We start from the raw sequence: 17,509 nt of genomic DNA, 5'->3' as shown, positions 1-17,509 counted from the left end.
GCTGGGGTTATGACTCCGGACGTGGATCTCGAGACCCTGCGCCTGCTGTTGCTGGTCTCCGAGCACGGCAGCATCGGAGCGGCCGCGCGCGAGGCCGGCATCAGCCAGCCCGCGGCCAGTGGACGGATCCGGGCGTTCGAGACCCGCTGGCGGATCCGTTTCGTCGAGCGCACCGCCCGCGGCAGTGCCCTGACCGACGACGGGGAGGCCGTCGTCGCCTGGGCCCGTAGGGTCGTCCACGAGGCCGACCTCATGCGGGAGTCGCTGGCCGCGATGGGACGCAGCCGCCAGCAGGACCTGCGCGTCGCGGCGAGCCTGACCGTCGCCGAATACCTGATGCCGCTGTGGCTGAGCCAGCTGCAGGCCCGCCACGCCGACGTCCGTCCGCGGCTCCAGGTGATCAACAGTCGCGCTGTCGCTGACCTGGTCCGCGCCGGGCAGGTCGACATCGGCTTCCTCGAGACCTATCTCCTGCCCGAGGACCTCCACTGCAAGCTCATCGGCCGTGACCGCCTGGTGATCGTGGTGGCCCCCGACCACCCGTGGGCACGCCGCAGCTCCCCGCTGACGCGGCGTCAGTTGGCCGAGGCGTCGTACGTGCTCCGGGAGGAGGGCAGCGGCACCCGCAGTACCTTCGAGGCGGCGCTGGGCTCGGAGCCGCCGCAGGCGCTCGAGGTCAGCTCGACCGCTTCCATCCTGGGAGCCGCGCAGGCAGGAGTCGGCCCCGGCGTCGTCTCCCACCGCGCGGCCGTCCACGCGGTTGAGGCGGGGCGGCTGGTCGAGGTGAGCCACGAACTCGACCTGCGTCGGCCGCTCACGGCCGTCTGGCGGCGGGAGGAGCCGTTGCGCGAGCAGGCGGGGCGCTTGCTCCGGATCGCGGAGGCCGCGCTCCGGCGCTGAACCTCAGCGCCACCACGGGTCGGTGGGCAGCTCCTCGTCGATCACGAATCGCTCCCCGGGGCGCGGCAGGGCAAGCCGTACGTCGTCGCCGGCGGCCGTGAGCAGTCGCTCGACGGGATCGGCCCACGTGTGGAACGCCAGGTCGAAGGTGGCCCAGTGGACCGGTAGGAGCACGTCGCCCCGCACGTCGCGGTGGGTCTGCACGGCCTCGTCAGGATCCATGTGGATGTCGCGCCAACGCACGTCGTAGGCCCCGATGGGAAGCACGGTCAGGTCGAACGGACCCCACTGCTCACCGAGGTCCGCGAAGGCAGGCGTGTAGCCGGTGTCACCACCGAAGAAGACCGAGGTCTCTCCCGCTGCGAGGACCCAGGACGACCACAGCGTGGTGTTGTTGGTGAAGAGGCGTCCGGAGAAGTGCTGGGCCTCCGCGCACGTGAGCACCAGGTCGTCGACGTGGTGCTGGTCACCCCAGTCGAGCTCGACGATCCGCGACTCCGGCACACCCCACGCCCGGAGATGGGCGCCGATGCCCAGCGGCACGACGAACGGCACCGACCGGTGCTCCAGGAGCCACCGCACGGTGCGGGTGTCGAGGTGGTCGTAGTGGTCATGGGAGATCAACACCGCCGACAGCTCCGGAAGCGAGGCGAGCGGCATCGGCGCGGGGTGGTGGCGCTTGGGCCCGACGGCCTGCGAGGGGGAGCAGCGATTGCTCCAGATCGGGTCGGTCAGCACCCAGTGGCCGCTGACCTCCAACAACACCGAGGCATGGCCCAGCCAGGTCGCGGCGCACCGAGCAGCGTGGCGGGGCAGGGTCGGGGACACCACCGGGATCGGTGCTGTCGGGCGGCCCGACCTGCCCTTGCGGGCGAAGTCGCGCGCCAACTCGCTGCGCGAGAACTCGGTCACCGGGCGCGTGGTCACCCGGTTGTGGAAGAGCCCGTCGCGCAGTTGCGGGGAGCCGAGGTACGTCGCCGGGTCGGGTCGACCGCCGACGTCGCGGGGGAGAGGAAGTCGCACGCAGCGATTCTCGCCCATCCCTCCAAGGGCCCCGTCCTGCCAGGGACCGAGGAGGCTCAGGCCGTGAGCAGCCCCGCCACCAGGTCGTGCGTCTCCGCCACGATCCGCGCAGCTGCACGGTCGTCGCCGTACGGCGAGGGGTGCGCCGCAACCGTCGGTGCAGTGAACCGTCACCCAGCAAGGCGCGGGCGAGGGTTCCCACTTCGTCTCCGGGGCGTACGAGATGGGCGAAACCGGCCTCGATCGACTCCGGACGCTCAGTCGAGTTGCGGACGACGACCAGTGGCTTCTTGAGCACGGTGCACTCCTCCTGGACCCCGCCGGAGTCGGAGACGAGCAACGCCGCGCGGTCCGCCAGTCCGAGGAACCGGGTGTGATCGACCGGACCGATCACGTGGAGCGCGTCCAACAGGTGGTCGAGGCCGAACGCGCCGATCTGCTTGCGGGTGCGTGGATGCAGTGGCAGCACGACGGGAAGCGGCAGCGAGGCGAGCTCGGTCAGGATCGTGCACAGGTTCACGACGTCGTCGGTGTTCTCCGGGCGGTGGATCGTCGCCAACACGAACTCTTCCGGCACCGTTTCGGGAGGGTCGGTCAGTCGGGCCTCGATCAACGCCCGCTCGGTCGCCTCCACGATCGTGTTGCCGGTCAGGCGGATCCGCTCCCCGGGGATGCCTTCACGCAGCAGGTTCTCCACGTTGCGGCTGGTGGCAGCGCAGTGCAGGTCGGCCAGCACCCCCACGACCTGGCGGTTGAGCTCCTCGGGCATCGCCCGGTCGTAGGACCGCAGGCCGGCCTCGACGTGCACCACCGGAACACCCACGCAGCTTGCCGCCTGGGCTGCGGCTGACGTGGTGTTGGTGTCGCCCTGCACGATCACGGCGTCGGGCCCGCGGGCGGCGAAGAGCTCGCCGAGCTGCCCGATCATCGTCGAGAGCTGCCCGGCCCGGTCCCGTCCGCCCACGTCTCGCAACGTCACCTCCGGCGGCGCGATGCCCGCACCGGCGAAGAAGGTGTCGCTCAGGTCGGGGTCCCAGTGCTGCCCGGAATGGATGAGCAGGGCCCGGTCCCCGAGCTCGCGCACCACGGGTGCGAGCTTGATGATCTCTGGGCGAGTGCCGACGACGACCGCCGTGCGGTGGGACTCAGTGGACTGCATCAGGACTCCTCGTGGGCGTGGATGGCTGCGGTGCGGGTTCGGTGAGGCGAGCGGTCTTCGCCCAGCCGGTCTGGCCGCGCAGGATCCTCCAGAGCGCGCGCCAGGCACAGGCGTAGGACAAGTAGTTGGTCAGCACGAAGCAGTGGCCGAGCAGGAACGCGGCGCGCCAGCTGTGGGCGGGATCGCGGCGCTTGGCGAAGTACGCCGTCACGAGGGCCGGCCAGAAGCCGAGCAGGTACCAGAAGGCGACCTCGACTCCGAACAGCCAGCCGCTACCGGCGAACAGGCCGTCGTGATGCACCAGGAGGGCGGTCTCGATGAGGACGAGGTGGTAGAGGATCGACCACGGGAGGTCGAAGGCCCAGGGCACCGCGAGATAGAGCACCATCTCGATCGCCCCGGCCGTGCTGAGCTTGTTGGAGCGCAGGATCTGGGGCACCCGCTTGGCCGAGAGCATGTGGCCCTGGTACCACCGCGTCCGCTGTCGCAGCAGGGTCGACAGCGTCTCGACGCCCTGTTGGTCCACGGCCGCCCGGGGCGTGGAAGTGGTGTGCCAGCCGCGCACCGACAGGCTGATCGACAGGTCCAGGTCCTCGGTGAGGGACGAGGTCCACGGCTCGTCGCCGATCTCGAGCAACGCCGACAGCCGGGTGAACTGCCCGTTGCCGCCCAGGCTGACGGTGTGGGTGCTGATCCGGCCGAACTGGGTCAGCGCCGACAGCGTCCAGAACTGGTGGTCCTGGAAGCGCAGCAGGGCATTCGTCGACCGGTTGCGGATCCGCACCGCCAGCATGGCGCCGCCGACCCTCGGATCCTCGAACAACGGCAGCACCTCGTGGAGGGCGCCGTCGGAGAGCCGCCCGTCCGCGTCCATGACGACGATGAGCACCTGCGACGTGTCGAGGCCTCGGGCCCGCACGTCGCCCATCACGTGGGCGAGACCGGCGTTGAGTGCTGCTCCCTTGCCCTGGCGCGCTTCCGGGAGCTCACGGCGTACGACGCTCACCTGCGCGCCTCCGGCCGTCTCGGCGAGTTCGCCGGTGCGGTCGTCCGATCCGTCGTCGACGACGATGATCCGGCTGTCCCAGCCAGCGGGGGAGCGCAGGGCGGAGACGGTGCTGGCGATCACTGCCTCCTCGTTGAGGCAGGGGATGAGGAAGTAGAGGGTCCACTGGTCGGGGGGCGTCGGATCCACGCGATACAGCGGGACGAAGGGTTCGCCGTACTGGATCTCGGACTGGAACGCCACCGAGGTCTTCTGCCGACGCAGCTGCCGGATCCCCAGGCCCAGGGCCAGGAAGAAGTAGGCAGCGGCCAGCGACATCACGAGCAGGGCGGCGACATTGACCACTTGGAAGAAGGCGTCCACCTCAATCGTCCCGCTCGACCATCGAGAAGCGGATCAGCAGCAGGCCGGCCAGCATCAGGCAGACCGCGGCGAGGACCCACGACAGGTGGATCGCGGCACCGGTGGCGGGCAGCAGGATGATGCCCGATCCGCCAGGAGGGGCACCGGACCCGTACTGCGCCATCAGCGGACACCGATGGGGGAGTGGGGAGACGACATCGCACGCCTTTCCGAGGAGCCGAGGGGACGACCCCCACACTGGGGTGCGGGGTTCGCCCACTCGTCACAACGCGGTCACACGTGCGACCGTGCGGAGTCACACGGCGGTCAGGGCGTGAACTCTCCAGCGGCGAGGGCCGGGTCCTGGCGCAGGATCGCGGTCTGGAGCTCGGTCAGTGCGGACAAGCTGCCGATCCGCGCGCGTGCCCGGTTGACGGTCTCGAGCGCATCGATCTGACGGCCGGTGCGATAGAGCGCCTGGGCGAGCTGGAGGTGAAGACGGAGGCGGTCGGGGTGGCGGATCGTCCACGACCGGAGGTCGGCGACGACGGGATAGCCGACCGGGCGGCGTAGCGCGAGGCCGAACAACTCCTCGTGCGCGCGCAGGTGCAACTCATGGAGCGAGTCGACGACACCGACGACCGGTAGGGCGCGTTCGAGTTCGGGATAGGGATCGCCGCGCCACAGCCCGAGGGCGGTGCGCAGCTCGACCTCGGCAGCACCGTGGTCGCCGGCCTCGGCCAGCCGGGTGCCCTCGGTGACGCCGCGTTCGAATCGGTGGGCGTCGACGGCCTCGTCGGGAGCGCTGAGCACGGCGACCCCGTTGACACTGAGGTGGTCGGCAGTGAGGACGTGGAGCAGGCTCCGCACCGCGGCGGTGGCGCGTGCGGCCGACCCAGTGCCGGGATCGGTCCACAGCGCGGCAGCCATGCCGCCGGGCGTGACCGGATCGTTGCGATTGGCGATCAGCCAGCAGAGAGCCTTCGCACAACTGCCTCCGGGGATCTGGAGCGGACCATGATCGCTGCTGACCTGCAGCGGGCCCAGGATGTCGTAGCGCACGGCCATGACCTTAGGAGGAGCTCGGCGCAGCCGATCACGGGCCGCTCACGCGGGCATCCGACACCGCATGTGGGTGGCGTCACAATTTGGGGTGCTCAGGCGATGAGATCAAACGTCGACATACCCCATTTTGGGTACAGACTCGACATCAGCAATGACAGCGGACTCGGGCACAACTCCCTCGCACAGGCTGGCGGTCCTCGGTCCGGTCGAACTGACCGGTCCCGATGGTGCGCGCAGTCCCGGTGCCGCGCGCCAACGGCGACTGCTGACCACCCTGGCCGTCGCGGCGATGGAAGGCCGCGCCCTCAGCGCCGACCAGCTGGTGGACGCCGTCTACGGGGCCGAGGCGCCGGCCCGGGCCCGGCGTGCGCTGGCCACGGAGATCTGGCGGTGCCGACAACTTCTCGGGGCGGACGCGGTGGTCGGGGAGGCCGAGGGCTATCGCTTGGACCCCATCCTGATCGAGGTCGACCTGAACCTCTTCGTCGCGCGGATGGAGCGAGGGCGGGCTCTGCTCGACGAGGCTGCCTTCGCTGCTGCTGCCGATGAACTCCAGGAGGCGCTGGATCTCTGGCGCGGTGCCGCGCTCATGGACTGGCGCGACCACCCCGATACGCAGGCAGCCCTGGCCCGCCTGGAGGAGCTGAGACTGGGAGCCTCCGAAGACCTCGCCGAAGCGCTGATCGGCTCCGCACGTCCCGCCGCGGCCGTCGCCTCGCTGCAGGCGATCACCCAGGGCCACCCGGCTCGCGAGCACGCGTGGGCGTTGCTGGTCGAGGCCCATCTCGCGTCGGGGGACCACCGCAAGGCGCGTACGACGCTCGACACCGCGCGCCGCACGCTCGGTGAGTACGGCGTCGACCTCGGAAGTGAGCTGCGTGCCGTCCGTGACCGGGTGCAGGCAAGTGCCGACGAGCATGCAGGGGTTGCCGACATGGCGACGCCGTCCAGTGAGCCAACCGTCCGTCCGCCCACCCGGCCACCGGCCACCCCCACGGTGGCGCCCGCACCACGGCATCCCAGCCCGGCCCTGACGTTGCCGACCTGGCTCGCCCACCCGGATGACATCGTGGGCCGCGACGACGAGCTCGCCGTCGTCGCCGGCATCCTCACGCGGGCGCTGACCAACGCGGAACCGAGCGCCGTCGTCGTCACCGGTGAGGCCGGGATCGGCAAGTCGGCGCTCCTGCGACACGCCGTCAACACCGCCTCGACACCCGACTCCGACGCACTCGGCGCAGCCATCGGCGTCGTCCACTGCGACCGTCGACTCTCCCTCCCGTACGCCGCACTGACCCCGCTCCTGGCCCAGTTCGAGCACCAGGTGCCCGGCGCCGCCACCTTGCTGGAGCGTGGCCCCGAAGGGGAAGGCGAGTGGAGCGACACCCACGAACTGCAGCAGCGCATCGTGGACGTGCTCGAGGAGGCCGCAACCGGGTTGGGAGGACTGCTCGTCGTGGCCGAGGACCTCCACTGGGCCACCCCGGAGCTCGTCGAGGTGCTGCTGGCGCTGCTTGCTCGGCGTGCGCGGGTGTCGATCGCGCTGGTCGTCACCGTGCGCGACAACGAAGGTGTGTCCGAGGAACTGGCTGCGGTGCTGGCCGAGTTGCGTGATCGGGCGCTGGCGGTCGTCCGGCTGTCGGGTCTCGACCTCGACCAGGCAGGCCGCCTGCTCGGCGCCGGCCCGTCGTCAGCTGCGATCGTCGATGCGCACCGCCTGACGGGCGGGAACCCCTCTACCTGCGTCAGCTGACGGTGCGCCCGGACGGCAGCGTCGTCGTTCCCGACACCTTGGACGCGGTGCTCGACGCCCGGGTGCGCTCGCTCCCTGAGCGCACCCAGCGGGTGCTCGAGGTGGCGGCCGTCATCGGGCACCGGTTCGACGGTCGGGTGCTGACCGGGGCCGTGGCCCAAGCGCCGCTGGAGATCGATCCGCACGACGTGGCCGAGGCGCTGAAGGAGGCGCACGTGTCGGGCCTGGTCTCGATGGTCGCGGACAGCCGGGACTTCACGTTCGTGCACGCGTTGGTGCGCGATCGTCTCCAGCAGCGGATGCGGTCGCGGGACCGGACCCACGCGCACGCGCTGGTCGCCCGGGCCCTGTCCCGCTTCTCGATCGCGGATCCGCGCCACGAGGACCTGTTGACGCACCACATCGTCGCCGGCTGGCCGGTGTGCACCACCGGTGAGGTGGTGGAGCGGTTGTACGCCGCCGGGGCTGCGGCCACCCGGCAGTCGGCCTTCGCCGAGGCGGCGCAGCACCTGTTGCGAGCCCTGGACTTCTTGGTGATGGACCCTGAGTTCCCGCCCGACGTATGGCTCGGGCGTCTCCTGGCGGCGGCGGGACAGGCGGCGACGGCGGCCGAGGACCTCGACGCGGCGCGGCGCTGCATGTCCGCGCTGCACCAGCGGGGCAAGGAGCAGGACGATCCCCTCACGGCACTGCGTGGGGCACTCGGGGTGGTCCGCACCTACGCCACGGAACGCGTCGACGAACCTGCGGTGGACCGTCTCGCGGAAGCGCTCGACGTACTGCTCAAGGGACCCGCTGCAGGCACTGCGGAGGAGCGGGACCTGATCGCCGAGTCCCTGCGGGCGCTGCACATCTATCGGGCCGCCCAGGCCCGGACGCTGCGAACGCAGGTCGTCGAGCGTGACCCCGACGCGCGTACGGCGGTGCTCACCTTGCTGTGGGAGCAGGAGAACGTCCCCAACCGGTTGGAGCTGGCCGCGGAGGTCGCCAAGGCGCCGGACGCCGACCCGCTGGCAGCGGCGCTGCGCCTGTGGGCCTCCCGGGTCGCAGCCGGCACGGGCTCCTTCGCGGAGGAGCCGCCGGGCATCTGGGAGTTGCCGGGAACAGCGGCATCGCGGTGGGAGGCCAGTCTGTGGCGTGCCACCTGCGCGATGGCGAGCGGGCAGTTCGACCGTTCGTTGCGGTTGACCGATGCAGCCGAGCAGCACGTGAGCCACTCCGGGTCGGCGATCGAGACCGCGGGGCGCACGGCGCAACTGCTCGGCCAGCGGCTCATCATCGCGTTGCAGCGCCTCGACTGGGAGGAGATGGGCCGCTTGGCATCGGCCAACCGGCCCGTCTACACAGCACGGCGACCGATCATGCGCACCGTGAACGCGTTGATGCAGATCATGATCGGCGACCGCGCCGAGGCGACCCGGCACTGCGATCTGCTGGGAGACGAGTTCGAGGAGGGCATCGTGCCCTCGCGCGACCTGCACAGCTCGGTGATCGGTTTCGCCAACGCCTGCTTGTGGTTGGGACACGCGAAGGGCATCCAGATCGCGCGACGCGAACTCACTCCGTGGGCCGGGGAGCATGTGCTGTTCTACGTGGCGCAGTACTGGGGGAGCGTCAACTTCCACCTCGGCAGGTTCGCCGCGTTCGACGGAGACCTGGACGAGGCGATCCGCTACTACCGCCTCGGTCTGGACGAGCACCGCGCCGTCGGGTCGACGACCTTCGAGGCCCGCAACCATTGGTACCTGGCCGCGTGCCTGTGGCACCGCGACCGGGGCCGCGACCGTGCGCACGCGGTGGAGCACCACACGGTCGCGGCCACGATGGCCGCTGAGCAGGGTGTCCCGGACCTGGCCAACCGCACCTGGCCACCTGAGTCGCCGTTCCATCCCGGATGAGCCCGCTGGTGATCAGCGTCGCCGCAGCAGCACCATGAGGTAGACGCCGCAGACGGCGACCCCGCCGAAGACCGTCACGAACGTGCCGGCCCAGACGTGGGACCAGTGGAAGCCACTCTCCGGCCACTGCCTCGTGGCGAGGGCGATCACGGTGAGGCGCACGAGGTTGAGGGCGAAGAAGCCCCCGCCGCCAGCGTCACTGCCGTGGTCAGCGTGCTCAGCCGGATCCGGGAGGCCAGCACGAGCACGGCCGTCACGGACAACAGGCTGAGCGTGATCATCGCGGACGTGCACTCGCTGGTGACCGTCAGGCCGAAGACCTCCGGGGTGTCGGTGCCGATGAACCAGCTCGCCCGGTCCCGGCTGACCAGCACCTGGGTGCCGCCGGAGACCTGGGTGAGCGCAGCGGCGCCCCATGCCTCCCAGCCGCGGTACGCCGTACGTTCCAGCCACACCAGCGCGGCAGCGGCGAGGAGGGCTGCCGCGACGGCAAGCCGGACTGCCGGGGCTGTCCAGCGCCGCAGCGGCGCGGTCCGACTTGTCGTCACGACAGACATGGGCCCCGCCTCAGGCCGCGATCGCGGTGCTGCGGCGTCGGAGCAGCACGACGGCACCGATCCCGGCGACGAGGACGACTGCGGCGCCACCGGCCATCAGGGCGACGTCGTCGTCAGCCATGGGCACGCCGTCGGGGATGACCTCGGTCACGGCCACGTTGGTGATCACGATGCCGAAGTTCCCAGCGCTCGTCCCCGAGAAGGTGAGCGTGGTCGGTCCCGTGGCGGTCCAACTGTGGTCCGACGAGGTCCACCCCATGGCGCCGTGGGTACGGCCCGTGGTGTCGAAGCTCAGTTGGCCGACGTACGAGCCGACGGTGACCTCGGCGGTCTTGACTGTCGGCTGCGACAACCCGTCGTAGCCGGGGTTGCCCGCATAGTTGAACTGCAGCTTGTAGACCTTGCCAGCCTCGGTCGGCAGGACCTGGGAGATGGTGCTCGGCCCGGTCTCGTTGAGGTCGCTCGACTGGGTGCCGGGCTGTGAGGAGGCGGGCACGACGATGATGCTGGCAGGATCGATCTCGGCGGTGGTCGCGATGGTCCAGCCCGGCAGTTCGCCCGGGCCGAGTGCCCTCGACTGGGTGACCGCAGGAGCTGCGAAGTTGCCGTTCGCGACGATGTTCGGGCCGTCTGCCGCCTGCGCAGGCATGGCCATGCTGAGGGAGAGGACGGCGGACGCGGCGCCGAGGGCGCCGAGGCGGCGAAGGGTGGTGCTGATCATGATGCCTCCGATGAGTGATGTGGTGGAGTGATGCCGTCCGGGGCGTCGGCGCCCCGACGATGGGGTCAGGCCAGCTGGCGCTGACGGCGGCGTACGACGACGACCGCACCAGCACCGGCCGCGACGACGACGGCGCCGCCGGCGAGGAGAGCGATGGAGCTGTCGGCCATCGGGACGCCGTCGGGATCGAGGTCGACCACGGCGATGTTGGTGAGCAGCAGTCCGGAACCGCCGGGCGTGGTGCTCTGGAAGTTGATCGCCGTGCTGTCGGACGTCGCCGTGAAGGTGTGGTTGACGCTCACCCACCCGAGATCGGATCGGGTGTGGCCGGTGGTGTCGAAGCTGAGCGTCTGCACGACGCTCCGGTCGACCGACAAGGTGCCGTCGACCACGCCATTGCGTGTCGGGTTGCCTGCCATGTGGAAGGTCAGCTGGTAGGTGTGGCCGGCGACCGTGGGCACCGACTGCTCGATCGAGGTGTTGGTGTTGGTGTTCAGGTCCAGCAGTTGGGCGCCGGCGGCGGAGCCGGCCGGTACGGAGAAGAAGTCTCCGCTGATGACCTCGGCGTCGTCATCGATCAGCGTCCAGCCGGGCAGCGTCGACAACCGCTGGCTGGTGGTCACCACGGGGTCCGCGAAGTCACCGTTGGTCACGAGGTTGGGTCCGTCGGCCTGGGCGGGGAGTGCGAGACCGAGCAGGAGCAGCACGCAGGCTGATCCGATCACGCCGAGTCGTCGTCGGGTGCTGCTGTTCATCAGTGCTCCTTCAGAGGGGACCGGTCCGGCGGCCGGCGTGCCGGCAGCCACGACCACGGGCAGACCTGTGCTGCCTCAGGCACTGTCGTCGCCGGCCGGGCCGGGCCCGTCACACGCCGATCACAGGCGTGCGCGCCTCGGTCACGCCCGCCTGTGACCGGGTTGGCGGCGGGGCCGTGAAATGCCGAACGCCCTGCCCGGCAGTGCCGGGCAGGGCGTTCGGAGTTCGCGAGGTGCTGCGGTCAGCGCTCCCGCGAGCGCACTCGGATGCCGGTGATCGGCACGGTCACCGAGCCGCCGGGGTCGGTGAAGAAGTCGTTGCCCTTGTCGTCGACCACGATGAAGGCAGGGAAGTCCTCGACCTCGATCTTCCAGATCGCCTCCATGCCGAGCTCGGGGTACTCGATGACCTCTTGGCTCTTGATGCAGTCGAGGGCGAGCCGGGCGGCGGGGCCGCCGATGGAGCCGAGGTAGAAGCCGCCGTGGCTGTTGCAGGCCTCGGTGACGACCTTGGAACGGTTGCCCTTGGCGAGCATCACCATCGAGCCGCCGGCCGCCTGGAACTGCTCGACGTAGGAGTCCATGCGCCCGGCCGTGGTCGGGCCGAAGGAGCCCGAGGCCATGCCCTCGGGGGTCTTGGCCGGGCCGGCGTAGTAGACGGGGTGGTTCTTGAGGTAGTCGGGCATCTCCTCGCCGGCGTCGAGGCGCTCCTTGATCTTGGCGTGCGCGATGTCGCGGGCCACGACCAAGGGGCCGGTCAGCGACAGTCGGGTCTTCACCGGGTGCTTGCTGAGCTCGGCGAGGATCTCGTCCATCGGCTGGTTGAGGTCGATCTTGACGACCTCACCGCCGGAGATGTCGTCGGCGGTGCCGGCGTCGGGCATGTACTGCGCGGGGTCGGTCTCCAACTGCTCGAGGAACACTCCCTCGGGGGTGATCTTGCCCAGCGCCTGCCGGTCGGCGGAGCAGGACACCGCGATGGCGACCGGGCAGGAGGCGCCGTGGCGCGGCAGCCGCACCACGCGCACGTCGTGGCAGAAGTACTTGCCGCCGAACTGCGCGCCGATGCCGAAGGACTGGGTCAGCTTGAAGACCTCCTCCTCCAACTCCAGGTCGCGGAAGCCGTGAGCGCTCATCGAACCCTCGGTCGGCAGGTCGTCGAGGTAGTGCGCGGAGGCGTACTTCGCGGTCTTCAGCGCGAACTCGGCGGAGGTGCCGCCGATGACCACGGCCAGATGGTAGGGCGGGCAGGCGGCGGTGCCGAGGCTGCGGATCTTCTCGTCGAGGAACTCCAGCATCCGCTTCGGATTGAGCACGGCCTTCGTCTCCTGGAAGAGGAAGGACTTGTTGGCCGAGCCGCCGCCTTTGGCCATGAAGAGGAACTTGTACTCGGGCTTGCCGCTGCTCTGCGGCGTCGAGTAGAGCTCGATCTGCGCCGGCAGGTTGGTGCCGGTGTTCTTCTCCTCGTAGACGTTCAGCGGAGCGAGCTGCGAATACCGCAGGTTGAGCTTGGTGTAGGCGTCGTACACGCCCTTGCTGATCCACTCGCCGTCGTCGACGCCGGTGATGACGCCCTCGGACTTCTTGCCCATCACGATCGCGGTGCCGGTGTCCTGGCACATCGGCAGCACGCCGCCCGCGGAGATGTTGACGTTCTTGAGGAGGTCGAGCGCCACGAAGCGGTCGTTGCCACTCGCCTCGGGGTCGTCGATGATCTTGCGCAGCTGGGCCAGGTGGCCGGGACGCAGGTAGTGGCTGATGTCGTGCATCGCCTCGGAGGTGAGGCGTTGGATCGCCTCCGGCGCCACCTTGAGGAAGGTCTGGCTCGTGCCGTCCTCTGCAGCGACCTCGAAGGTGCTCACACCCTCGGTCGTGACCAGCCGGTACGGCGTCTCGTCGGCGCCGTTCGAGCCGGGGGTGGGCAACAGGTCGGAGTAGCGGAACTCGGGTCCGGATGCAGCGGTGCTCACGACGCAAGAGAGTACGCCGCCCCTCCGCTCACCCGAGGAAGCGGGTGACCAGCGCGCTCGTCAGTCCCTCGTCCTCGACCAGTCTCGACATGGACGAGGTGATGGTCAGGGTGCCGGGCTCCTCGGCCCCGTGCCACGCGACGACGTACCCGGCGCGACCCAGCAGCAGGTCGACATCGGTGCTGGCCGAGTGCCCTGCCAGCTCGCTGTCGGAGGCGCCCAAGGGCTTGGTGGAGAGTGCGACCTCGAAGACCTCACCGTCGTTGCCCACGAAGGTGCACTGGGTCGGCGCTTCGGCGATCTCCTCGGGTGTCGTTGCCGGAAGTACGGTCTGGGTGACCGGACGCCAGGGGGTCCCGAGCTGCTCACGGACGATTGGCCCGGCAGCCGCACAGACCAGGTCGGGGTCGGCCTCGCCCTCACGGATGAGCTCGCGGCCGGCCCCCGGCGCCTCGGCTCGGCCGGCGGGGAGGCAGACGTGGCTCTCGGGATCCTCGATCTCGCGACAGGCACCGACTGCAGCCGTGTCCGACTCGGCAGCCACGTAGAGCAGGCCGCGCACCGCTGACACGTCCGGTGCGCGGAGCCGCTCGGTCCCGGTCGTGCCGATCACCTGGCCCGCCAACTCCTCGGCGGCCTCGCAGCCGTCCCAGCTGGTCACGGTGCCGGTCATGACGGAGGTCGGGGCCGACGGAGTCCGGATGGGCGCCGAGGAGAGCACCCATCCCACCGAGCACGAGTCACCGTCGCGGTGGACGGCAACGGGCGTACCGGCGATCTCCCGACCCATCGCGGGTCGTGGTTCGTACTCGACCTCGAACTTCCCACCGGTGGGCGTCGAGCAGATGTCGAGGGACTCCAGCTCCTCGACGGCCGCGACCGATGGGTCGTCCAGGGCCAGGGCGAGCAGTGAGCAGGCGATGAAGCGGTCACTGGGCTCGGCGTTGACCGCGTCGTCCGGCCGGTTGGTCAGCAGCTCGACAGCGGCTTCGGCATACGGGTGGAGCGTTGGGCAGGCATCGTCGCTCTGCAGCCGGACTGCGAAGGTCTGGGTGACGGGAAGCCAGACCCGGCAGGATCCTGGATCCGTTCGTCGGTAGGCGGTCTTCCCATCGATCTCCATGCGCTCTGCGTGCAGACGTTGGTCGGAGGAGAAGCGGTCAAGGAGCTGGATGCGCACGGCGCCCGGGCCCTCGGTCTGGCAGGCATGTGGCGCGAGCGCCTGCACGGTGGCAGGGACGGCGAGGGCGGCGCCGGAGACGAGGAAGGCGCAGGGGTCGAGCGCAGCCAGTACGTCGACGACCTGATCGGCATCGCGGTCGGCGGTGGTGCCGGCCGTCCGGTCGACCCGGGGAGGGGAGACAAGACGTCCCCGTCGTCGTTCGACTCGGGGGAACAGCCCATGAGCAGCAGAGCCGTGAGGAGGGGCAGGACCAGGCGACGCATCACCTCGGTGATTCTCTCCGCGGGTCGCCTCCGAGACCGAGATTTCGCGAGCGCGTGTCGACCATGACGGTCGCGAGCGCCTCGCGGGATCCCTCGAAACGCGTAGGGTCGTTGCATGGACGATTCCGACCTGCCCGTCCCGCAGGATCCGGCCCACCCCTCCCGGATGCGGATCGGCGACGCAGACAGACATCAGGTGGCCGAGGTGCTGCGCCGGGCCGCCGGTGAGGGGCGTCTCGACTTCGAGGAGCTCGACGAACGGTTGGAGGCGACGTACGCCGCGAAGGTGTATGCCGACCTGGTGCCGATCGTGTCCGACCTCCCGGAGGCCGCCGTGGGCGTGCCGGCGCAGCCGGTGCCGCCGGCGGCCGTCGTCGAGCCTGGCAACCACCCGACCTACGACACGTCGATCTGTGTCTTCGGTGGTGTCACCCGCAAGGGCGCATGGCTGGTGGGGGAGAAGCACACGGCCTTCGCACTGATGGGCGGGGTCACCATCGACCTGCGTCAGGCGGTGTTCGGTGCTCCGGAGACGGTGATCATGGCCAATGCGGTGATGAGCGGCATCGACGTGATCGTCAACGCCCACACCAAGGTGATCGTCGACGGCGTCGGCATCATGGGTGATTTCAGCCAGGGTCGCGACCGCGTCGAGCCACAGTTGGACGCGTCATCCCCGGTCGTGCGGGTGAAGGGGATCGCCCTGATGGGCGCCGTCGGGGTGAGCCGTAGGCGGATGCCGGGGAGTCGCGGAGAGGGTCGCGCAAGGGTGGGCAGCTGCCCCCGTCGGATCCGCCGCCACATCTCGGGCACAGCTGACTCCGCTCGCGTCCTTGTCGGCGTCAGACGGGTCACACCTGATGCCTGGAGGGCACAATTCGCGTGCCGAAGGTGTTGATCCGACATGCAGGTGTGGGACGTGATCGTGGTCGGGGCCGGTCAGGCCGGGTTGTCCGCTGCCCACCATCTCAAGGTGCGCGGGCTGGAGACACTCGTGCTCGACGCCAACGAAGCGCCCGGGGGCGCTTGGCAGCACCGGTGGGACTCGCTCACGATGGCCGACGTGCACGGCGTTGCCGACCTGCCCGATGCCAGCGCCCCTCCGACCAGCCGGGAGCGGGCCAACCGGGTGGTGCCCGGCTACTTCGCCGACTACGAGCGCCGGCAGGACCTGCAAGTACGGCGACCGGTGCGGGTCGACCGCGTCGAGAGCGTGGGCGACCTGTTGGAGGTCAGCGGTGTGGCGGGCAACGGAGACGAGCAGCACTGGATCACCCGATCGCTGGTCAACGCCACCGGCACTTGGGACCGGCCCTTCGTGCCGCACTATCCGGGCATCGAGACCTTCGGCGGCGAGCAGTTCCACACCGCCGACTACCCGGGGTGGAACACCTGCGCGGCAAGCGCGTACTCGTTGTGGGCGGTGGCGCCAGCGCGGTGCAGTTCCTCGGCGAGATCCGGCCGGTCACCGAGACGGTGTGGGTGACGCGGCGCTCCCCGAAGTGGGTCGATCGGTTCGACGGGGAGGACGGTTACCGTGCCGTGCAGCTGGTCGAGGAGCGAGTGCTCCGAGGATTGCCACCGCAGAGTGTGGTGAGCGTGACCGGGCTGCACCTGCGTCCGCAGGAGCGGCGTGCAGCCGAGCTCGGGGCCTACGAGCGTCTCCCCATGTTCAGCTCGATCGAGCCCAAGGGTGTGCGCTGGGACGACGGTCGCTTCGAGATGGTCGACGTGATCTTGTGGGCCACTGGCTTCCGGCCGGCGGTGCGCCACCTCGCCCCGCTGCGCCTGCGCAGCCCGCAAGGCGGCATCGAGCTGGTGCGCACGCCGGGCTCCGGTCAGACTCCCACCGCGGCGGCAGTGGACCCGCGGGTCCACCTGGTCGGCTACGGGCCCAGCGCCAGCACGATAGGTGCCAATCGGGCCGGGCGTGCCGCCGCACGGGCGCTGGTCACGCTGCTGCGTGAGGAACAGGACGCGACCGGCTGACCCGGGTGATCGGGCCGACGTCGTGCATCGGTTCCTCGGGGCCTAACCTCGAGGGCGTGTTCAAGCTCGTGGCCACCGATCTCGACGGCACCTTCCTGCGTGACGACCTCTCGGTCAGTCCGCGCACCCGAGCCGCCGTGGACGCCGTCCGCGCGCTCGGCATCCCGGTCGTGCCCGTGACCGCGCGGCAGCCGGTGGGCCTGCGCGACCTGGCCGAGGAGGCTGGCTTCAGGTCCTGGGCGGTGTGCAGCAACGGTGGGTTGGTGATCGACCTCGCGACGGGCACACGACTGCATGAGGCAGAGGTGAGCGTCGCAGCGCAGACGGCGCTCGTGGAGGCGCTCGCGGAGGCACTGCCGGGCAGCCTCTACGTGAGTGTCCGCGACGGGGGCGAGGTCTTCGTGCCGGTGCACGGCTACGGCGACATCGCCGATCTACGCGACCACAAGCGAGCCCCGGAGACGATGGGCGGACACCCCATCGCGACCGTGCTGGCGGAGCCGAGCCTGAAGTTCATCGTGCGCCACCCGCAGGTGTCGGTTCCCGAGGTGCTGGACGTCGTACGTGGACTCGGTCTGACGGGGTTCGGCGTGACCCATTCCGGTGCGCCGTTCGTCGAGGTGATGCCCGAGGGCGTCAGCAAGGCGACGGGCCTGGAGCGACTCTGCGCCGAGTTGGGGATCGGACGCGACGAGGTGCTGGCCTTCGGCGATGCGCCCAATGACGTCGAGATGGTGGCGTGGGCAGGGCACGGTGTCGCGGTGGCCAACGCTGCGCCGGAGGTGCGGGCCGTCGCCGCCGAGGTCACGGCCAGCAACGCCGAGGATGGCGTCGCGCTCGTGCTCGAGAAGCTCGTTGCCGGCGGCGGGGTACTCCGCCGAGAGTGATCAAGGACGTGCTCGGCAGGGGCAGGGGTGTTGCGGGC

At 70.2% G+C, this 17,509-nt stretch carries 18 protein-coding genes and 1 pseudogene; 8 read left to right on the top strand and 11 right to left on the bottom strand.

Annotation, left to right across the window (positions count from 1 at the left end; all coding sequences use genetic code 11):
* Positions 1-9: 9 nt before the first annotated feature.
* Positions 10-900: a LysR family transcriptional regulator gene (locus L1066_RS22255; protein ID WP_235738571.1), complete on the top strand. Its 891-nt coding sequence runs from the start codon at positions 10-12 to the stop codon at positions 898-900.
* A 3-nt stretch (positions 901-903) separates the two neighbouring features.
* Here the strand turns inward: L1066_RS22255 and L1066_RS22250 are convergent, their stop codons facing one another.
* The 5 genes and pseudogenes from L1066_RS22250 to L1066_RS22230 all read right to left on the bottom strand — a co-directional run bounded on the left by L1066_RS22250 (position 904) and on the right by L1066_RS22230 (position 5,492).
* A complete protein-coding gene (locus L1066_RS22250; RefSeq protein ID WP_235738570.1) occupies positions 904-1,941 on the bottom strand; it encodes an MBL fold metallo-hydrolase in 1,038 nt (345 codons plus the stop codon).
* A 142-nt stretch (positions 1,942-2,083) separates the two neighbouring features.
* Positions 2,084-3,082, bottom strand: a pseudogene (gene wecB / locus L1066_RS22245) (non-hydrolyzing UDP-N-acetylglucosamine 2-epimerase); the annotation flags it as partial.
* Entirely contained in the window at positions 3,069-4,451 is a 1,383-nt protein-coding gene (locus tag L1066_RS22240; RefSeq protein ID WP_235738569.1) for a glycosyltransferase family 2 protein, read from the bottom strand. The gene L1066_RS22240 and the pseudogene wecB, both read right to left, overlap by 14 nt.
* Position 4,452: 1 nt before the next feature.
* On the bottom strand, positions 4,453-4,614 hold the full coding sequence (locus L1066_RS22235) for an LPXTG cell wall anchor domain-containing protein (protein WP_235738568.1): 162 nt from the start codon (positions 4,612-4,614) through the stop codon (positions 4,453-4,455).
* 143 nt (positions 4,615-4,757) lie between these two features.
* Positions 4,758-5,492 carry an AfsR/SARP family transcriptional regulator gene (locus tag L1066_RS22230; RefSeq protein WP_235738567.1) on the bottom strand — a complete coding sequence of 245 codons (735 nt, stop codon included), beginning with the start codon at positions 5,490-5,492 and terminating at the stop codon, positions 4,758-4,760.
* Between the two features lie 154 nt (positions 5,493-5,646).
* Here L1066_RS22230 and L1066_RS22225 point away from each other — a divergent pair, with 154 nt between their 5' ends.
* Together L1066_RS22225 and L1066_RS22220 are read left to right on the top strand one after the other, a co-directional pair.
* Positions 5,647-7,248: a BTAD domain-containing putative transcriptional regulator gene (locus L1066_RS22225; protein WP_235738566.1), complete on the top strand. Its 1,602-nt coding sequence runs from the start codon at positions 5,647-5,649 to the stop codon at positions 7,246-7,248.
* 2 nt (positions 7,249-7,250) lie between these two features.
* Positions 7,251-9,146, top strand: coding sequence for an ATP-binding protein (locus tag L1066_RS22220; RefSeq protein ID WP_235738565.1), 1,896 nt, complete (start codon positions 7,251-7,253; stop codon positions 9,144-9,146).
* Between the two features lie 12 nt (positions 9,147-9,158).
* Here L1066_RS22220 and L1066_RS22215 read toward each other — a convergent pair whose 3' ends face one another.
* The 6 genes from L1066_RS22215 to L1066_RS22190 all read right to left on the bottom strand — a co-directional run bounded on the left by L1066_RS22215 (position 9,159) and on the right by L1066_RS22190 (position 14,272).
* Complete coding sequence (locus tag L1066_RS22215; RefSeq protein WP_235738564.1) at positions 9,159-9,308, bottom strand: hypothetical protein; 150 nt, start codon at positions 9,306-9,308, stop codon at positions 9,159-9,161.
* Positions 9,293-9,703 carry an exosortase/archaeosortase family protein gene (locus tag L1066_RS22210; protein ID WP_235738563.1) on the bottom strand — a complete coding sequence of 137 codons (411 nt, stop codon included), beginning with the start codon at positions 9,701-9,703 and terminating at the stop codon, positions 9,293-9,295. Before L1066_RS22210 ends, L1066_RS22215 begins: the two co-directional genes overlap by 16 nt.
* 10 nt (positions 9,704-9,713) lie before the next feature.
* Positions 9,714-10,424 carry a DUF642 domain-containing protein gene (locus tag L1066_RS22205; protein ID WP_235738562.1) on the bottom strand — a complete coding sequence of 237 codons (711 nt, stop codon included), beginning with the start codon at positions 10,422-10,424 and terminating at the stop codon, positions 9,714-9,716.
* 65 nt (positions 10,425-10,489) lie between these two features.
* Positions 10,490-11,179: a DUF642 domain-containing protein gene (locus tag L1066_RS22200; RefSeq protein WP_235738561.1), complete on the bottom strand. Its 690-nt coding sequence runs from the start codon at positions 11,177-11,179 to the stop codon at positions 10,490-10,492.
* Positions 11,180-11,421: 242 nt separating this feature from the next.
* A complete protein-coding gene (locus L1066_RS22195) occupies positions 11,422-13,149 on the bottom strand; it encodes a fumarate hydratase (protein ID WP_312008547.1) in 1,728 nt (575 codons plus the stop codon).
* A 28-nt stretch (positions 13,150-13,177) separates the two neighbouring features.
* Complete coding sequence (locus L1066_RS22190) at positions 13,178-14,272, bottom strand: hypothetical protein (RefSeq protein ID WP_235738560.1); 1,095 nt, start codon at positions 14,270-14,272, stop codon at positions 13,178-13,180.
* A 9-nt stretch (positions 14,273-14,281) separates the two neighbouring features.
* Between L1066_RS22190 and L1066_RS22185 the strand changes: the two genes are divergently transcribed.
* From L1066_RS22185 to L1066_RS22170, 5 genes are read left to right on the top strand one after another with little or no spacing between them, the layout of a single operon-like run.
* Complete coding sequence (locus L1066_RS22185) at positions 14,282-14,662, top strand: hypothetical protein (RefSeq protein WP_235738559.1); 381 nt, start codon at positions 14,282-14,284, stop codon at positions 14,660-14,662.
* Positions 14,663-14,710: 48 nt separating this feature from the next.
* A complete protein-coding gene (locus tag L1066_RS22180; RefSeq protein ID WP_235738558.1) occupies positions 14,711-15,493 on the top strand; it encodes a DUF1707 SHOCT-like domain-containing protein in 783 nt (260 codons plus the stop codon).
* 6 nt (positions 15,494-15,499) lie between these two features.
* Entirely contained in the window at positions 15,500-16,081 is a 582-nt protein-coding gene (locus tag L1066_RS28110; RefSeq protein WP_312008545.1) for an FAD-dependent oxidoreductase, read from the top strand.
* On the top strand, positions 15,979-16,584 hold the full coding sequence (locus L1066_RS28105; protein ID WP_312008543.1) for an NAD(P)/FAD-dependent oxidoreductase: 606 nt from the start codon (positions 15,979-15,981) through the stop codon (positions 16,582-16,584). Before L1066_RS28110 ends, L1066_RS28105 begins: the two co-directional genes overlap by 103 nt.
* A gap of 56 nt (positions 16,585-16,640) precedes the next feature.
* Positions 16,641-17,471 (top strand): HAD family hydrolase, encoded by an 831-nt coding sequence (locus L1066_RS22170; RefSeq protein WP_235738557.1) that lies wholly within the window; start codon positions 16,641-16,643, stop codon positions 17,469-17,471.
* Positions 17,472-17,509 lie beyond the last annotated feature (38 nt).

Source organism: Nocardioides alcanivorans (assembly GCF_021555175.1).
GTDB classification, from domain to species: Bacteria; Actinomycetota; Actinomycetes; order Propionibacteriales; family Nocardioidaceae; genus Nocardioides; species Nocardioides alcanivorans.
Note: the sequence above shows the minus strand (reverse complement) of the source record. Positions and strands in the feature narration are given on the sequence as shown.